Below are 15174 nucleotides of genomic sequence, written 5' to 3'. Positions count from 1 at the left end.
TAGCCCTCTAGCCGATTGTGGTGCGCCCCCACAAATGGGGTTTTCTAATTAATTAAGACTATGGATTGGCTAATCCAAATAGTAAATAATTAGTTCTTGTGGCGTGACACCCACAAACTTCTACGTAGTTACCGCCAGTTGAACTAAGTTGACCTTTGGTTCGTCGCCACAAGCGTCATTTGTCACGGCGTGGCTTCTAGAATTCCCGAAAACGCTGTTTGAAACCACATGTATCAAAAAATGCACGTGGTAAACCCTTAGTTCATCTTGCTGACGGCCGTCAAAAACGGGCCCGAAGCTTGCTCGTGCTTGCACCATGTCTCAAATTGTTTCCATGCCTTCGAGCCCCGACATCGCCGCGCACCTGGCCCGGCAGCAGTGTTCGGTGCAATGGCGAGGGTTTTTCCAGGCTCTTGCAGCGGAGTTTGTCGCTGCGCTGCCACCGGAAGACCTTCGCGCGCTGATGTTCCGGGTGGGCGCGCGGTTTGCGGCAGACCATCCTTTGCCAGCGTGTGTCACTGTGGAAGACCTGCAGCGCAGCATGACGGCGGTCTGGACGAGCATCGACTGGGGCTGGGTCGATTTGACGCAGGAAGTTGCACAGTTGAACATCCACCACAGCCTCTCGCCCGTATCTGCTGCATTCGGGCCGGACCACGTGCAGTGGTCGGGTGGTTTCCTCGAAGGGGTCTACCAAAGCTGGTTCGACCAAGCGGGTGCCGGGCAACTCAAGGTGGTGCAGTGCGCACCTGCAGATGCCTGGGGGTGTGTACACCTTCAGCTGTCGCGCTGAGCACCGGGTTTCGGATCTATATGTTGCGGCATTGGCGGTGACCCATGAAACACTCAGACGACATCGTGAACCTCTTTCAGCAGTTTGGGGCCAAGGCAGACCCCTACCATGAGCTGGCCCGCAAGCAGGAGCACCAACTCTCCAACGAGCGCTGGCCCCTTGTTTCCGCCGTGCGCAATGCCGTGGCCGATGACGTGCCCTCGGTAGACCGAAGCGCCGGTACCGCTGCGGCGCCGCTTCCCCAGCAGGCTCAGGCCTCCGCTTCGGCGCGACCAGAGCACGTTGTGGCAGTGCAGCGTACTGCACCCGTCGCCGCCGAGTTGCCCCGCCCGGTGGCCGCGCCCGCAGCAGTATCGGCAGACCGTCTGCCGCCAGCGGCTGCGCTGGCCTCGCGCTCCCCCCTGGCGGGCCTTGCGGGTCTGCGTGGACAGGCTGCGCCGACTGTTGCTGAAGAGCAGGCCGTGCACCAGGAGTCCTTGCCGGTGGACCTCCCATCGGTTTTTGCGCGTCTGGCAGGTGCCCCTGTGGCCGGCGGCGCAGCGCCAGCACCCGCCTGGCAGCCTCGCAAGGGCCACCTATGAAAGTGATTGCCATCGTTTCTGCCAAAGGTGGCGTGGGCAAGACGACCCTGACGGCCAACCTGGCCACCGCCCTGCAGCGCGAAGGTGTTGCGACGTTGCTGGTGGTGGACATGGATCCCCAGAATGCGCTGGGCTTGCATTTCGGCGCCGATCCCCGTTCTCTGGCCGGTGTATCCCGTGCCAGCCTGGCAGGCGAAGACTGGGGCTCGGTCTGCGTGCAAAGCCCATCGGGTGTGCATGTGCTGCCCTATGGCGTGGTGAACGAGTCTGACCGCGTCGCTTTCGAGCGGCACCTGGACGCACACCCGAACTGGCTGGAGCAGCAATTGCAGGGCCTGGAACTGCCGGAGGATGCCGTGGTGCTGATCGACACGCCGCCCGGTCCTTCTGTTTATATGCAGCAGGCGCTGTCGGCGGCCCAGGTGGTGGTGGTGGTCAGCCTGCCGGATGCGGCGTCTTATGCGGCGCTGGCCCTGATGCAGCGGCTGGTGCACACCTACTGCACACCGCGCCCTGATTTTTCCGAAACGCTGTACGTGCTCAATCAGGTGGACGGCGCGCGCCAGTTGTCCAAAGACATCACGCGTGTGATGCAGGACAACCTGGGTGAGCGCCTGGTGGGCGTGGTCCACGAAGACCAGGCGGTGCGCGAGGCGCTCGCCTACGACCAGAGCGTGCTGGAGTATGACCCCCAAGGCCAGGCGGCCGATGATCTGCGCAAGTGCGCGCGCGTCCTTGCGCAGCGCCTGCGACTGCCACTGGCTGGAGCCGCGCAATGAGTATCGACCAACGCCCGCAGGCCGACGAGGTAGCTGACGCCGATTCGCACAGTCCCCAGGCACACTGGCGCACCGTGGTGCATGCCATCACCGGGTGGGATCTGTGGCAGCACCCCGTAGCGCGTGTAGCGGCTGTGGTGTTCAGTGCCTTGCTGATGGGGTTGGTCATCAGCGTACCGCTGGATCTCCAGGGGCAGATTCTCTTTTCGGTGGGTTCTTTTGGTGCGGCCTTGCTGCTGAGCAGGACCCCCGGCCGCCTGTCCACGCTGGCGATGATCGTGCTGTCGATCTCGGCCTCGTCGCGTTACATCTACTGGCGTTTTACCGACACCATCGGCTTTACCAACTGGCTGGATGCGGCATTCGGCTATGGCCTGGTGCTGGCAGAGCTGTATGCCTTTGCGGTGCTGCTCATTGGCTACTTCCAGACGGCGTGGCCCCTGCAACGCCGCCCGGTTCCCATGCCCCAGGACATCAGCACTTGGCCCAGCGTGGATGTGTTCATTCCGACCTACAACGAGCCGCTTGAAGTGGTGCGCCAGACGGTGTTCTCGGCCATGAGCCTGGACTGGCCCGCCGATCGCCTGCACGTGTATGTGCTCGACGACGGCCGCCGTCCCGAGTTCCGTGAGTTCTGCGAAGAGCTGGGCGTCGGCTACCTGATCCGAGACAACAACCACCACGCCAAGGCGGGCAACATCAACGCGGCGCTCAAAGTCACGAGTTCCGAATACATCGCCATCTTTGACTGCGACCACATCCCCACGCGTTCCTTCCTGCAGGTCTGCATGGGCTGGTTCTTCAAGGACACCAACCTGGTCATGCTGCAGACGCCGCACGTGTTCTTCTCACCGGATCCGTTTGAGCGCAACCTGGACACGTTCCACCGGATGCCCAACGAGGGCGAGTTGTTCTACGGCATCGTCCAGGACGGCAACGACCTCTGGAACGCGTCGTTCTTCTGCGGTTCTTGCGCCATCATCCGCCGCAAGGAATTGCTGGAAGTGGGTGGCATTGCGGTAGAAACCGTGACCGAGGACGCCCACACGGCGCTCAAGCTCAGCCGCCTGGGCTACAACACGGCTTACCTCGAAGTGCCTCAGGCTGCGGGCCTGGCCACCGAGAGCCTTTCCGGCCACGTAGGCCAGCGCATTCGCTGGGCGCGGGGCATGGCGCAGATCGCGCGTACCGACAACCCGCTCTTTGGCAAGGGTCTCAAGTTCGGCCAGCGGCTGTGCTACCTGAACGCAATGCTGCATTTCTTCTACGGACTGCCGCGCCTGGTGTTTCTGACTGCACCGCTGGCCTACCTGTTCTTCGGGGCCCACGTGTTCCAGGCCACGGCGCTGATGATCACCGCCTATGCGCTGCCCCACCTGGCCCACGCCAGCGTGACCAACTCCCGCATCCAGGGGCGCTTTCGCCACTCGTTCTGGAATGAGGTGTACGAGTCAGTGCTGGCCTGGTACATCATGCGCCCGGTGATCGTTGCCTTCATCAACCCCAAGCTGGGCAAGTTCAACGTGACGGCCAAGGGGGGGCGTGATCGAGAAAGCCTATTTCGACTGGACCATTGCACGGCCTTATGTGGTGCTGTTGGTGATCAATCTGGTGGGTTTTGCGGTGGGGATCTGGAAGCTGTTCTCCTCCGCAGGCGACGAAACCACCACGCTGGTCATCAACATGGTCTGGACCACCTACAACGTCATCCTGCTGGGCGCCAGTGTGGCGGTGGCCAGCGAGACGCGCCAGATCCGTGGCACACCGCGCGTGGCGGCTGCCCTGCCCGCTGTCATCCGCTTTGATAACGGCCGCACGCTGGTTTGCAAGACCGAAGATTTTTCGCAGCACGGGCTGGGCCTGTCCGTTCCGGCGGACAGCGACATTCCCATGGGCAGCCGCCTTTCCGTGTCGCTGTTCCGGTCCGACGAAGAAGGTGTTTTTCCGGCCGTTGTCACGTTCAGTGGCAAGGGGCGTCTGGGCGTGAAGTTCGACAACCTCAGTCTGCGCCAGCAGGCCGAACTGGCATCGCTGACCTTTGCACGGGCGGATGCCTGGATTGCCACTTGGGGCACGGGCCAGCGCGACAAGCCGCTGCGCTCGCTCTGGAGCGTGATTGCGATTGGAGTGCGCGGCATGGGACAACTGACCGTCTCCGCCGTCAAGTCCCTCAAGCCCCGCTAAGCCTTTCCCTGTTTCCAAAGACTCGACACCATGATTCCCAAAAGACATCCGACAGCGCGGCTGCCGCGCAAGCGCATGCTGCCTGCCATGCTGGCCTTGGTACTGACAGGGACGGCCGTGCCCGTATCCCAACTTGCTGCGGCCCCTGCACCAGCGGGCTTGGCTGGGGCGGAAATGCTGGCTGCGGCGCAACCGACCGAGAGTGGAGTGCGTGTACACCGCACCAGTTTCAAGGACCTGGGGGCCCTGTTTCCGCTGCAATTGCGGGGTGTGGACGGCACGAGCGGTGTGGCGTTCAGCGTGCGCAACGACGAAGTGGTCACAGGCGCGCGACTGAAGCTGAACTACTCCTACTCGCCCGCCCTGCTCCCCAACCTGTCCCATATCAAGGTGCTGGTGAACGAGCAGGTGGCCGCCACCATTCCGGTGACCACGCAGCAGGCGGGCGAAAACCTGCAGCGCGAGATCGTCATCCCGCCGCGCCTCATCACCGAGTTCAACCGGCTCAACCTGCAGCTGATCGGCCACTACACGATGGAGTGCGAAGACCCGCTGCACTCCAGCCTGTGGGCCAACGTCGGCAACGACAGCGTGCTGGAACTGACGGTGGCGCCCGTGGCCCAGACAAACGATCTGGCGCTGCTGCCGCAGCCTTTCTTTGATCGCCGCGATGTGCGCCCGCTGGAGCTGCCGATGGTGTTCGGCGCAGTGCCCAACACGGGCACCTTGCAGGCCGCAGGCACGATGTCGTCCTGGTTTGGCGCGCTGGCGGGTTTCCGGGGAGCGAGGTTCCCGTCACTGGTGGGCGAACTCCCCGCGCGCGGCAACGCGGTGGTGATGGTCGCTGGCAAGGCGCAAGCGCCCGCCGGGCTGACCTGCCAGACATCCAGGGCCCCACCGTGGCCGTGGTGAGCCACCCGGCAGACCGCCATGGCAAGCTGCTGCTGGTCATGGGGCGGGACGAGGCCGAGCTTGGCGTTGCCGCCAAGGCACTGGCCATCGGTTCCTCGGCCCTGTCCGGCCCGCTGGCACGGATCACCGAGGTCACGGAACTCAAGCCCCGCAAGCCGTACGACGCGCCCAACTGGCTGTCCAATGACCGGCCCGTGAAATTTGGTGAACTGGTCGAGGCCGATTCACTCAACGTGTCCGGTTACTCGCCAGACCTGATCCGCCTGAACTTCTTCCTGCCGCCCGACCTGTTCGCATGGCGCCAGAAGGGCATCCCGGTGGACCTGCGGTATCGCTATACCCCGCGCCCGAACCCGGACAAGTCCACCCTCAACATCAATGTGAACCAGCAGTTCCTGCGTTCGTTGCCCCTGCACGCAGTGAACCATGAAGAACCCGGCGCTCTGGACCGCCTGCTGACCAAGGTGGTCCCCAAGGGCGAGATGGCGCCGGAGCGCGAGACGTTCCACATCCCGCTGTTCAAGCTGCCGGCCCAGTCGCAGCTGCAGATGCATTACTACTACGACGTGGTCAAGCAGGGCGCCTGCAAGGACGTGCCACTCGACAACGTCCGGGGTTCTGTCGAGGCCGATTCGACCATCGACATCTCCGGTTTTCCGCATTTCATCGCCATGCCGGATCTGGCGGCCTTTGGCAATGCAGGGTTCCCGTTCACACGCATGGCAGACCTTTCTGAATCTGCGGTGGTGATGCCGGACAAGCCGGGTGCGCAGGAGTACGCGGCCTATCTGGGCCTGATGGGTGTCATGGGGCGCGTCACGGGATACCCTGCCCTGGGCGTGACCGTGGCGCAGGCCCAGCAGGTGGAGCGGCTTGCCGACAAGGACCTGCTGGTCATTGCCTCCGGCGGCAACCAGCCCCTGCTCAAGCAATGGGCCAGTTCCATTCCGGCCCTCCTGCAGGGCGAAACCAAGAGTTTCCAGATGTCGGATTTCGCCAACCGCCTGCTGCGCTGGTGGGGCTTTGGCGAGGACTCCAGCGTGCACGCACGGCGCAGCCAGGTTGCGTTTTCCAGCGACAGCACCGATGCTCTGGTGGCAGGTTTTGAATCGCCTTTGCGCGGTGGCCGCAGTGTGGTGCTCGTTGCCAGCAACCAGCCTGCAGGTCTGTCGCAAGTGATGGATGCACTGCTGGATGCCGAAATGCTCAAACACGTGCAGGGCAGCACCACGGTCATCCGGGGCAAGCAGGTGGACAGCCTGGTGGCCGAGAAAAACTACCATGTGGGTCAGTTGGGCCCCTTGCTGTATACCCAGTGGTTTCTTTCGCGCAATCCGCTGTTGCTGATTGTCCTGGGCGTGTCGGCGGCGGTGCTGATAGCGATCATCATGTACCTGTCGCTGAGAGCGCGCGCACGGGCCCGGCTGAAGCAAAAAGGCTGAGGCGGTGCAAAGCACGCCCGGCTGTTTCTGAATCACGCAACACATTCCCGGCACCTCGGTGGCCGGGAGCCTCGCAGGGAGAAGGAAGGCATGTCCTCCAAACGTCGTCGTCATCAAACACTTGCCATGGGGCTGCTGGCCTCGCTGATGGCCCCCGTTGCCTGGGCGCAGACTGGGGCCGAGCAGACCCTGCTGGACCAGGGGCAGTACTGGCAGGAGCGCGGCGACACGGAGCGCGCGGGTGAGGCATGGCAGAAGCTGCTGCGCATCAACCCCCAGAACGCCCAGGCCCTCTATGGGATGGCGTTGGTGGAGCTCAACGCCCGCCGCCCCGAGGGCGCCCAGCGCTACCTGAACCAGTTGCAGGCAGCCCATCCGCGCAGCCCGCTGGTCAGCCGGTTGCAGGAATCCATCCGCACGGGCCGCAGCGCACCCCAGATCGAAACTGCGCGCCAGCAGGCCCGCAGCGGGCAGGCCAGCCAGGCCTTGAGCACCTACCAGGCGGCACTGGGAGACCGCGCTCCCACCGGCCCCCTGGCGCTGGAGTACTACCAGACGCTGGGCGCCACAGCAGGCGGCTGGGACGAGGCCCGCCGGGGTCTGAACCGCCTGGCGCAGGAATCGCCCGAAGACCCGCAGATTGCGCTGGCCCTGGCGCAACACCTGACCTACCGCGAATCCACACGCCGCGAAGGCATCGCCCAGCTGGCGCGGCTGGCCGGGCGCCCCGATGTGGGCAAGGCGGCGACGGAAAGCTGGCGCAAGGCGCTGGCCTGGACGGGCAATCGTTCGGCCGACATCCCGCTGTACCAGGAATTCCTGCGCGCCAATCCTGGAGACACGGCCGTGCAGACGCGCCTGGTGCAGGCCCAGAACCTGCAAAAACAGTCCCAGGCAGCTTCCGTCCGGACGGCCGACCCGCTGCGCCAGCGGACGACAGCAGGGTTCCAGGCCCTGGACGATGGCGAGCTGGATGCTGCAGAGGCCGCATTTCTGAACGTGCTCGAATCCCGTCCCACCGACGGCGATGCGCTGGGTGGCCTGGGCATTCTGCGTTTGCGCCAGGAACGGTTTGCCGACGCGCGCGGGCTGCTGGAGCGGGCCTCGCGTGCGGGCTCGGCCAGCCGGTGGAAACAGGCGCTCGACAGTGCCACCTACTGGAGCCTGGTCGAGCAGGCCACCTCCGAACGCGAACGCGGTGAGACAGCGGCAGCGCGGCGTTCGCTGGAGCAGGCTGTGCGGCTGAATCCGGCCGAAGTCACGGCCGAAACCGACCTGGCAGACCTGTTGGTCGAAGATGGCCAGTACGACGCCGCCGAGGCGGCCTACCGCCGTGTGCTCGCGCGCCAGGCCGACAACCCTGACGCGGTGCGGGGACTCGTGGGCGTGCTGGCGCAGAACAACAAGGCGGCCGAAGCCCTGGCGCTGGTGGAAAAGCTGTCACCCTCGCAGCAAGAAAAGGTGGGAGCCCTGGGGCGCCTGCGTGCTGCGCAGGCATTGGGCCAGGCCCGCGCAGCGACGGAGCGTGGCGATACCGCCGCTGCCCGCGCAGCGCTGGAAGATGCCCTGCTGAACGATCCGGCCAGCCCCTGGGTGCGGCTGGACCTTGCCCGCCTGTACCTGCGCATGGGCGCGGTGGCCGAGGCGCGGGGCGTGATGGACGGGTTGTTGCTGTCCAACCCCAACATGCCCGAGGCCCTGTATGCCAGCGCCCTGCTGGCCTCGGAGGCTGGTGACTGGCCCAGCGCCTTGGCGCTGCTGGACCGCGTTCCAGAAAAGCACCGCACCCGTGACATCGCCGCGCTGCAAAAGCGGGTGTGGGTGCATGTGCAGGCATCGGCTGCGTCGGCGTTGGCGGCCGAAGGTCGCCAGACGGAAGCCCTGGCCACCCTGGCCCAGGCCGAGTCCTTTGCCACCCAAGACCCCGAATTGCTGGGCGCCATGGCCTTGGCCTACGCGGACGCTGGCGATCCGCAGCGCGCACTCGGCATGGTGCGCCAGGTGCTGGCGCGCACCCCCCGGCCCGATGTCGGCCTGCGCCTGCAGTACGCAGCCACCTTGCTCAAGACCCAGCAGGATGTGGAACTGGCGGGCATCCTGCGGCAGCTGCAGACGGCCCCGATGAATGACCGCGAGCGCAAGAGTTTCAGCGACATCCGCCGCGCCTACATCGTGCGCCAGGCCGATGGCCTGCGCGAGGCGGGCGACCTGGTCGCGGCCTATGACACGCTCGTTCCCTTGCTGGCCGAGCAGCCCGACGAGCCCCTGGCCATGGCGGCACTGGCCCGCATGTACGCGGCCAACAACGACTATGCCCAGGCGCAGGCGCTGTATGCGCGGCTGCTGGAAAAGTCTCCCAATGACGTGCCCCTCATCCTGCAGACCGCAGCCATGGCCACGGGCGCCAAGGACTATGGCTATGCGGAGTCGCTGCTGTCCGTGGCGCTGGCGCGCGCGCCGCGTGATCCCGAAGTGCTGACGGCCGCTGGTCGGTTGTACCGGGCGCAGGGCAAGAATTCCAAGGCCACCGAGTTCTTCACGGCTGCCGTTGCTGCCGAAAACGCGCAGCGCGATGCCGTGCTGGCGGCCAGTGGCGTGGCGGCGGGGCCTGCACGTTCGGGCAATCCATTTGCCCAGCGCGCGGCGTTGCAGCAGCGTGCCGGGGGCGGCCTGTCAGTGCCTGGTGCCGCAGCCGTCGCACGGTCGCCGGTGGGCTACACCCCCCAGCAGTACGCGCCCCAGCCAGTAGCGCGCAGCAACAACGCACCTGCAGGCCTCTACATTCCCGACCCGGCCGGTGCAAGCCGCTTTGGCACGGCGCCGCAGGCCTATGCGCAGGCCGCTCCCATGACGCCCGCCAGTTACTACCCCGAAGCGTCCAGCCCGGTGGCGGCGGCTGACACGGCGGCTTCGACCAGCGCTGCGCGGCGCAACGCGGCGGCACTGCCTTCTTCGACCCCACGGTCGGTGGGTGCCACTGCGGCGGCGCCGGCCATGGCACCTGTGTACGTGCCGCCTGCACAACCCATGCAGCCGATGGGCGCTCCGGCCCCGGCTGCGGCGGGCTACTACACGCCTGCACAGGCCTATGGTGGTGGGTATGCGGGCGGCGCCCAGTCCTTGCCTGCGCAACGCGCAATGCCTGCTCCTGCAGCACCTTCTGCCTGGTCCACGGCGGGGCTGGGCAACGTGCCCGACCCCACGCGGCCCCGCACGGCCCGCGACGAGCTGCGCGAAGTGCAGCAAAGCCAGATTTCTTCGTTCTCCGTGGGCGCAGTTGCGCGCGCACGGCAGGGCGAGGCGGGCATGAGCCAGCTATCCGAGATCGAAGCGCCCGTGCAGCTCAAGATGAGCGTGGGTGACGGTCACCTGCTGCTGGGCGTAACGCCCACGGGCGCCAGCGCAGGTTCGCCCGGCTCGCCCTACGGCACCATCAGCCGCTTTGGTGGTGGTCCGGTCACGGCCCTGGCCATGCCCGAACGCGGTGCGGGCTCGCAAAGCGACAGCGGTGTCGGCCTGAGCGTAGGCTATGAAAGCGGAGGCTTCCGGGCAGACATCGGCAGCACGCCGCTGGGCTTCGGCCAGTCCGATGTGACGGCAGGCGCGAGATACCGCACCGCCCTCACCGACGACCTGACCGTGGCCGTGGACCTCTCGCGCCGCCCGGTGACCGACAGCCTGCTGTCGTTTGCCGGTGTCCGTGATGCCCGGACCGGCGACCGCTGGGGCGGCGTGTCCGCTTCGGGGGGCCGCGTTGATCTGACCTGGGACGATGGTGAACTGGGGATCTATGGGTACGGTTCGCTGCATGGCCTGACCGGTACCCGCGTGCGCAGCAATGCGCGGGCCGAGCTGGGTGGCGGGATGTACTGGCATGTGCACCGCACATCGAACGCCGACCTGACGGCGGGCCTGAGCTTTACGGGGCTGTCGTACCAGCGCAACCTGCGCTACTTCACGGTGGGCCACGGTGGCTATTTCAGTCCCCAGCAGTTCGTGTCCTTTGGCATTCCCGTCGAATGGGCGCAGCGCAATGGCCGCCTGTCCTACCAGCTCAAGGGCTCGGTGGGCGTGCAGTATTTCAAGGAAGATGCGGCGCCGTACTTCCCCAACAGCCCATCGCGGCAGGTGTCTGCCGTCCAGGCAGCGGCCGACGCGCTGGCCTTTGGCGAAACGGGCGCCACGGCCATCTACCCCGGCCAGTCCCGCACGGGCCTGGGATACAACCTGGGTGCAGCCATGGAATACCAGATGCATCCGCAGGTGTTCGTGGGTGGACACCTGTCGCTCAACAACGCACGCAACTACCGCGAATTTGCGGGCGGCCTGTATGTGCGCTATGCCTTCCAGCCCTACAACGGCCTGCAGGCGTTCCCTGTCAACCCGCTGCGGTCACCGTATAGCTACTGAACTTTCCCAGGGCGCTCACCCGCTCTCTGCAAGCCACAAAAAAGGCCCGTCGCACTTCACGTGCGACGGGCCTTTTTTATGGGCAACCCGCTTGTTGCGGGAGCACTGTCTGCGTGCCACATGGCGCTTGCGCGGGGTAAAGGCGCTGTAAGCCAAGGCCCATGGGCCGATCACAGGGGCACCGCAGTGATTGCCCGGTTGCAGCACCCCCCGCCTAGCGCGAGGGGTGCTCCCTGCCGTTACGGCGTGGTCTGCTTGGCGCCCACAAACACGGTGTGGGCACGTGTGCCAGCCACGGACAACCCGGCAGTCAGAATGCGCAGGCCAATGACCTTGCCATTCGCATCGAACTGTGCCGATGCCGAGCCGGACTGCGGCGGGCCCGAGGACAGGCCGCAGGTGATGGGTGCGTTGGGGCTGTTGAGGTAGCCGAATGCCTCGACGCGGTACAGGTTCAGACCACTGCCCAGTTCGCCCAGGAGCTTGCCCGCCACTTCACAGCCGCTGGTGGTCAGGCCGGTGATCGCGCCATCGGCAAACACCGTCAGCGTTGTGGTGTCGCCCCCAAAACCCGTGCCTGCCATCTTGTAGGTGCCGATGATCAAGGCCGCGTTGGGCACCTTGCCGGAGGGCAGGGCGTACAGCGGGTCGGGTGTGACGCTGAAGCGGGTGGGGAAACCGCCTGGCTGCGTTGGGTAGCTGAAGCTGCCGCTGAACAGGCCGGCGGTGCTGGTGCCATCGCCACTTTGGAGCGTGCCGTCGATCAGCACGGACTCGTTGTAGGCGCCCGTGTTGGCCAGCAGGCGGTTGAAGAACACGCCGTCGTTGGCCGTCACAAAACGGTTGTTCGTGACGTTGTTCTCGTAGCGGATAAGGCGGCCATACAGCGCGTTGTGGTCCAGGCTGCTGTTGGTGTAGAAGAACAGGCCGCCGTCCGGCAGCACGCTGCCCCAGACGGTCGTATCGCCAATCACGCCTGCAGGCAGCGTGAAGGAGCCCTGCCAGTTGCCTGCCACCGACAACGGCGTCGTGGAAGGCGGCACGGTGGTGCGGGGGTCGGCAATGCCGTTGAGGGTGAAGGTGTTGTTCGGACCCGTTGCATTGCGCGTGAACACCCAGATGCCGTTGGGCACCCCTGCCGCATCAAACCGCAGCACGGCGATGCCGGATTGCTGCGTGCCGCTGGCCTCGCAGGAGGTGGTGTCGCCCGACAGATTGAGCGTCATCGAATACAGCGGAGAGTCTGCGGCGCGTGGCGTGGCTGTGCCCGTGACCAGGCAGCCGCCGATACGGCCCGAGAGCTGGCCCTGTGGGGTGACGGTGAGCACCCATCCACCGCCAAACAGGCCGGTACCCCGGTAGGTGCCCTCGACCAGGCTCGCGCGTGCGGGGTGGAAGTTCAGGCTGCTGTACGAGAGCTTGATCGGCACCACCGCGCCAGACGCAGCCGCCGTCTGCACCGGGTCGGAATAATTGCCGCTGATGCCGTCGGTGCGGCCGATCTTGCCGCTGTTCGATGCCGTGCCACGCAGCGTCAGGCCCGTGGCAAATTTGCCGTCCTGGACCGAGTAGTACGTGACGCCAGTGGCCAGCACTGCCGTGACGTTGACATTCAAACGCCCGTAAATCGCATCAAAGCCCGCTGCGCCCGGGGCCTCGCGTGCCATGTAGAACTCGCCCCCGGTGCCCAGCGGGCCGGGATCGATGTAGCCCACCACCTGCCGCTGCGCAGCGCCGGTGCCCACCGTGCCCTCCCATATGCCGCCGGGGTATTGCTGTACGCCAGGGGCGGGGCCCACGTCTTCGCCGTCGGACGAGCCGCCGCCGCAACTGGCGAGCAGGGCCGCACAGGTCAAAGATAGCCAGAGGTATTTGCGCATGATGGACAGAAAGAGGATCAGTAGGTAATTGGGGAGTCGTCGAGATGCCGCCGTGGCGCGCGAGGCGTTATCGACGGGCCAGCGAGCGCGCACTGGTGCATGCTGGCTGTCTTGCTGTTTCTAATTGTGCCAGCAGCGGGCGCAAGGGACGACAGGAAAATGGCATGCCAGAGTTGGGCGGCAGGCTGTGGGGCTGCGGTGCGCCCACGGGGAATGCGAGCTCGGATGTCGGCTGGGCCACGCCTGTCAGGTGCACCTGAATGCATCTACGATCATTTGCTATCAATAATATAGCTATTCCCGCTTGTTCATCAAGCGCTAGAGCCTGTTTTTTCTTGGATTTCAGCCTGCTGCAAAGAAAAGGGCCGACCCCTTTGCAGGAGCCGGCCCTTGCCACCGCGCGGGGCTTCGAGAATGGCGGCTCAGTCGTCGTTGGTCGCCAGGCTGATCAGGATGCGCAGCACGTACCAGAGCATCAGCGCGATCGATGCAAACAGGTGCAGCGCAGCGCCCGCAGGGCGGTCGGCGGGGTAGTCGTGGATGATGCGCGAGGTGTCGTACAGCACGCAGGCGCCGGCAAACAGCACCATGATCCCCGAGAACCAGATGCCCAGCTTGAAGCCAAAGATGGCGCCGGCAATGATGGTGCCCAGGGCCACCAGGCCGCCCACCGTCAGAATGCCCCCCAGGAACGAGAAGTTGGTCTTGGTGGTGAACGCCGTCCAGGTGAGCGCGCCCACCAGCAGCAGCGTGATGAAGGCCGCAGCGCCAATGGCACCGGGGGCCACGATCTGGGCGATGCCGAACATCGGCGCGAAGATCAGGCCTTCGGCCAGCACATACAGGCCCAGGCCCATCAGCTGTGTTTGCGGGCTCTCTGCGTTGTCGGCCATGTACGAGGCCAGCCAGCCCACCAGCATGAACGCGCCCATGACGCCCAGCCACAGGAACTTGTTGCCGCTGGCCAGCAGCATCTTGGCCGCTGTGCCGGAAAATCCGGTCGCCATCAGGACGGCGGAAAGCACCACGAAGGCCAGCATGGCCACACCGAGGTGCTTGTAGGTAGCAACGATGAAATCGCGCCGTTCAAACGGTGCGCCTTCCGGCGTCGAAGGGGTCAGGACATTGGGATTCATGGCGTATTCCTCGCTCTGTGTGTTGGTTGTGAAATCACGGGAGGGGCGCACCAGGCGCCTCCTCCCTCCCTCTCTGTGAAAATTTCTCAGGCCGCGCTGAGCTGCTGGCTGGAGTCCGCTGCACGCAGCCTGCGGTTGGACCACACACCGGCGGCGCCGATCAGCGTCAGCAGGATCGCGAAGATCCAGGTGCCAGCGCCGCTGAAGGACCGGGCGGAGGACGCTGCCTCGGCCTGCAGGCGCTGCCTGGTGGTCTCATAGCTGATCACGGGCTTGCCATCGACCGCCACTTCGTACACCAGGTCGTTGTCGCTCTTGTCCACCAAAGCGGTGATTTTTTCGTCGATCAGGTTGCCCACCAGTTCCTGGGGTGTGCTGTAGTCGATGCGCAGCTTGCGGGCCTCGGCGCCTGCGCCATCGGGCTGGACGCTGATTTCGTAGAACTGCTTGGTAGCGCGGCGCTTGCGCTTGACGGTGACCTCCGAAGCCTGCGTCACCGTGCCTGCCACGCTCTGCAGGCTTTCCCGCGCTGCGTAGGCATGGTCGCCATCGGCCTTCCAGCCGCTGTACAGCGACAGGCCGATCAGGCCGGGCCCGGCCAGTAGCAGCAGCCACGCGTAACCGGTGATGAAAATCAAAATCTTGCGAACAAAGCCTGGCATGGCTATCCCTCTCTTGTGCTGTTGAATGTTGTTGTGACTAACCAGAATTTGCTGGCGGCACCGCAGGCCAGCCGCCAACAAGCGCCCGATGATCTTCGAGTTGGGCGCAACCGGTGTAAGAAAGTGTTGGCGCCGTTGTCCCCGTGCCGCACTGGACAAACTGAGGGGGTGGGAATGGCGCAGGCCGTTGTAGAAGAAGCGCTGCGTGCTGTTGATTCAGCGCTTCTTGACCATCGTGCGGGCGCAAAAAAAGGCCCGCAGCGTCTGTGCTGCGGGCCTTTTTGCAAAAGCTGGAAAGCGCGGCTTTTAGAACGGGATGTCGTCATCCATGTCGTCAAACCCCGAGGCTGCGCGGGGTGGCTGTGCCACGGGCGCAGGCGCAGGGCGCTGGGCAG

General features: G+C 65.2%; 9 protein-coding genes and 2 pseudogenes. 8 read left to right on the top strand and 3 right to left on the bottom strand.

Annotated elements, in window-relative coordinates:
* Positions 1-334: 334 nt before the first annotated feature.
* The 7 genes and pseudogenes from bcsD (at position 335) to NFX52_RS07985 (ending at position 11101) form a co-directional block, all read left to right on the top strand.
* A complete protein-coding gene (gene bcsD, locus NFX52_RS08015) occupies positions 335-793 on the top strand; it encodes a cellulose biosynthesis protein BcsD (protein WP_055400297.1) in 459 nt (152 codons plus the stop codon).
* A 44-nt stretch (positions 794-837) separates the two neighbouring features.
* A complete protein-coding gene (bcsP, locus tag NFX52_RS08010) occupies positions 838-1374 on the top strand; it encodes a cellulose biosynthesis protein BcsP (RefSeq protein ID WP_055400299.1) in 537 nt (178 codons plus the stop codon).
* On the top strand, positions 1371-2153 hold the full coding sequence (bcsQ, locus tag NFX52_RS08005) for a cellulose biosynthesis protein BcsQ (RefSeq protein ID WP_055400301.1): 783 nt from the start codon (positions 1371-1373) through the stop codon (positions 2151-2153). The genes bcsP and bcsQ overlap by 4 nt, the downstream gene beginning before the upstream one ends.
* Positions 2150-4337 (top strand): annotated as a pseudogene (gene bcsA / locus NFX52_RS08000) (UDP-forming cellulose synthase catalytic subunit). Before bcsQ ends, bcsA begins: the two are co-directional and overlap by 4 nt.
* A gap of 30 nt (positions 4338-4367) precedes the next feature.
* Positions 4368-5311: pseudogene (locus NFX52_RS31470) on the top strand (cellulose biosynthesis cyclic di-GMP-binding regulatory protein BcsB); the annotation flags it as partial.
* Entirely contained in the window at positions 5288-6691 is a 1404-nt protein-coding gene (locus tag NFX52_RS31465; RefSeq protein ID WP_492759466.1) for a hypothetical protein, read from the top strand. The pseudogene NFX52_RS31470 and the gene NFX52_RS31465, both read left to right, overlap by 24 nt.
* 90 nt (positions 6692-6781) lie before the next feature.
* Positions 6782-11101 carry a cellulose biosynthesis protein BcsC gene (locus NFX52_RS07985; RefSeq protein WP_238385679.1) on the top strand — a complete coding sequence of 1440 codons (4320 nt, stop codon included), beginning with the start codon at positions 6782-6784 and terminating at the stop codon, positions 11099-11101.
* A gap of 239 nt (positions 11102-11340) precedes the next feature.
* Here the strand turns inward: NFX52_RS07985 and NFX52_RS07980 are convergent, their stop codons facing one another.
* The 3 genes from NFX52_RS07980 to NFX52_RS07970 all read right to left on the bottom strand — a co-directional run bounded on the left by NFX52_RS07980 (position 11341) and on the right by NFX52_RS07970 (position 14779).
* Entirely contained in the window at positions 11341-12981 is a 1641-nt protein-coding gene (locus NFX52_RS07980; protein ID WP_238385680.1) for a hypothetical protein, read from the bottom strand.
* Positions 12982-13403: 422 nt separating this feature from the next.
* Positions 13404-14117, bottom strand: a complete 714-nt coding sequence (locus tag NFX52_RS07975; protein ID WP_055400312.1) for a Bax inhibitor-1/YccA family protein — start codon at positions 14115-14117, stop codon at positions 13404-13406.
* A gap of 86 nt (positions 14118-14203) precedes the next feature.
* The gene (locus NFX52_RS07970; RefSeq protein WP_055400315.1) at positions 14204-14779 is read right to left on the bottom strand and encodes a hypothetical protein; all 576 of its coding nucleotides are present in this window, start codon (positions 14777-14779) and stop codon (positions 14204-14206) included.
* A gap of 174 nt (positions 14780-14953) precedes the next feature.
* On the opposite strand from NFX52_RS07970, the gene NFX52_RS30855 reads away from it, so the two are divergent.
* Positions 14954-15174: hypothetical protein (locus NFX52_RS30855; RefSeq protein ID WP_289781579.1), on the top strand; the 221-nt coding region annotated here is incomplete at its 3' end.

Origin of the sequence: Acidovorax facilis, assembly GCF_023913775.1 — a bacterium.
In the GTDB taxonomy this organism is placed as follows: domain Bacteria; phylum Pseudomonadota; class Gammaproteobacteria; order Burkholderiales; family Burkholderiaceae_C; genus Acidovorax; species Acidovorax facilis.
This window is presented reverse-complemented; position numbering and strand designations above follow the sequence as displayed.

Coding starts and splice junctions, on each gene's coding strand:
- bcsD (WP_055400297.1), top strand. CDS start 335: ATGCCTTCGAGCCCCGACATCGCCGCGCACCTGGCCCGGCAGCAGTGT.
- bcsP (WP_055400299.1), top strand. CDS start 838: ATGAAACACTCAGACGACATCGTGAACCTCTTTCAGCAGTTTGGGGCC.
- bcsQ (WP_055400301.1), top strand. CDS start 1,371: ATGAAAGTGATTGCCATCGTTTCTGCCAAAGGTGGCGTGGGCAAGACG.
- NFX52_RS31465 (WP_492759466.1), top strand. CDS start 5,288: ATGGGGCGGGACGAGGCCGAGCTTGGCGTTGCCGCCAAGGCACTGGCC.
- NFX52_RS07985 (WP_238385679.1), top strand. CDS start 6,782: ATGTCCTCCAAACGTCGTCGTCATCAAACACTTGCCATGGGGCTGCTG.
- NFX52_RS07980 (WP_238385680.1), bottom strand. CDS start 12,981: ATGCGCAAATACCTCTGGCTATCTTTGACCTGTGCGGCCCTGCTCGCC.
- NFX52_RS07975 (WP_055400312.1), bottom strand. CDS start 14,117: ATGAATCCCAATGTCCTGACCCCTTCGACGCCGGAAGGCGCACCGTTT.
- NFX52_RS07970 (WP_055400315.1), bottom strand. CDS start 14,779: ATGCCAGGCTTTGTTCGCAAGATTTTGATTTTCATCACCGGTTACGCG.